The sequence below is a fragment of the Arsenophonus sp. ENCA genome (assembly GCF_002287155.1).
In the GTDB taxonomy this organism is placed as follows: Bacteria; Pseudomonadota; Gammaproteobacteria; order Enterobacterales; family Enterobacteriaceae; genus Arsenophonus; species Arsenophonus nilaparvatae.
In genome coordinates this window covers 1-1883 of sequence record NZ_NHNG01000057.1, presented here as the reverse complement: position 1 = coordinate 1883, position 1883 = coordinate 1, and the positions used below count along the sequence as shown (strand labels likewise).

Sequence of the window (1883 nt, the reverse complement as noted above, 5' to 3'; positions counted from 1 at the left end):
ATTATCAGCAGCGAGGGCGAACAGGTGGCCTAGCAACCAACGGTTGTTCTCAAATAACGGCCACAGGGCATCAGGCATCGTGAAGGTGCCATGTTGAAAGGGAACGTCAGGAAGACGCGCCATCATAGTGGCGATCCAGATATCGGTGGCCTTTTTGCCGCAGCTCGGGCATCCCCGACCTTTAGAGGCTGTCGCAAAAGGGGTATTTACAATAAAAATAATTTAATTTTTTCTTTAAAATCAAAATATTGAAATCATTAAAAACATGATACTACCTCTTTTGCGACAGCCTCTTTAGAGGCTGTCGCAAAAGGGGTATTTACAATAAAAATAATTTAATTTTTTCTTTAAAATCAAAATATTGAAATCATTAAAAACATGATACTACCTCTTTTGCGACAGCCTCGATAAGAGCGCGATAATCAGCATGATGACAAATACTGCCTAGACAGGCTCTTAAACGCCTTCTCGCTATCGGTAAGTCCTTTTCCTTCACTTCTTGCCACATATCTTGCTGGACGCCAATTTTCATGGGTCTCAATTGATTTTCAGGAAATAAATTAGGCCAAAAAGTAGTTATCTGTGAGATGGCCTCATCCAACGGCAATCGCTTTTTAGGTGGTATGGGTGGTTTTGGAATTTTAACCTTCACTGCCTGTTTAGGTTTTTCAACCAGCTTCTTGGGCTGTTGTTTTACTACCTTTTGGGGCTTCGGTTTTTTTGCCTGTTTTTTGGGCGCAGCATTCACCCATACCTTTTTACGGTAAACAGGGGTACTTGAGGTCTGTTCTTCTTGTGAAGCCTTTCTAGGGTGATTGAGAGTTAATTTCTGGCGTTCCGTCATAAGTTTAATCTTTAAATAGGGTGCTCATTTCAGTATCAGTCAAACCCGTAAATTTCATCACAGATTGCCTGTCCATGCCACTTTCCAGCATTTGGCGCGCTATCTTCATCGATGCCTTTTTTTCGCCAGTTTGTTCACCAATTTGAATCCCTTCTTGAATTCCTTCAATTTTACCTTCTTCCCGTATACCTTGAGCGATGTTCATCAGTGCCCCCTCATGTTTCTCTGATTTTTTAGCTATCTCTTTGATTAACTTTGCTGGTTGCTCTGAATTACCTTCTTAAATGAGATAGTTAAACATAGTGATAACCTGATTATCGGTATAATAATTATACGACAACAGCGTAACAATTTCATTCATAAGCTCTGTCATATCCCGTCGGCGAATGTGTTTTTGGATGAGCTCCAATAAAGCCATTCGCTTATGTTTCATAATATCACCATCATCCAAGATGGTGACATCAGCTAATTGAAAGGGATTGGTATAAATACGTTCGGCGAGTTTCCTGTCAGGAAAACAGTCAAACCAATTCGTACTATAGGGATGAGGACTTTGTTCACCACAATAGAAGAGCATTGGGAAAACCAACGGTAATTGCTTGTGTCCAGCTTCTAGATGTTTCTGCATAGCAGCCATGCTATAGCGCATCAATCGCCATGCCATGAGCTTATCCGGTGTAGACTGGTGCTCAATCAGGAGATAAAAATAACCCTTTCCTTTCGTAGTGCTGACTGAATACAGGATATCACTCTGGTAATTTTTCATCTCACTATCGATAGGGCACCTCGAAAAACTCAAGATTTTCAATTAACCCTTGGCTTTCATTCTAAATAATTAGATTTTTTTTGATTATCACGCTACTGATTCTATCGCACATTGCCCTGGCTAGGGCCATTTGACCCATTCTGGGCGTCAGAAAGCCACGATGCACGCGCTCTGGAAGTACGCCAACCGCTTTAGGTTGTAACATGCTGCCATCATCGTCATGGCAAAATTAGCGCGCACCTGTCCAATGGTGCGGATCAGTTTTCTACCCAT

General features: G+C 41.6%; 3 protein-coding genes and 2 pseudogenes. All 5 read right to left on the bottom strand.

The genetic code is table 11. The annotated features are described in order from the left end of the window. Nucleotides 1-177, bottom strand: a pseudogene (locus CBG25_RS01635) (transposase zinc-binding domain-containing protein); the annotation flags it as partial. A 193-nt stretch (nucleotides 178-370) separates the two neighbouring features. Continuing rightward, entirely contained in the window at nucleotides 371-844 is a 474-nt protein-coding gene (locus CBG25_RS01630) for a ProQ/FINO family protein (RefSeq protein WP_290604056.1), read from the bottom strand. Nucleotides 845-848: 4 nt separating this feature from the next. After that, the gene (locus tag CBG25_RS01625; RefSeq protein WP_290604054.1) at nucleotides 849-1049 is read right to left on the bottom strand and encodes a hypothetical protein; all 201 of its coding nucleotides are present in this window, start codon (nucleotides 1047-1049) and stop codon (nucleotides 849-851) included. A gap of 75 nt (nucleotides 1050-1124) precedes the next feature. Further along, entirely contained in the window at nucleotides 1125-1610 is a 486-nt protein-coding gene (locus CBG25_RS01620) for an Rpn family recombination-promoting nuclease/putative transposase (RefSeq protein WP_290604052.1), read from the bottom strand. Between the two features lie 147 nt (nucleotides 1611-1757). Further along, nucleotides 1758-1883: pseudogene (locus tag CBG25_RS01615) on the bottom strand (IS5/IS1182 family transposase); the annotation flags it as partial.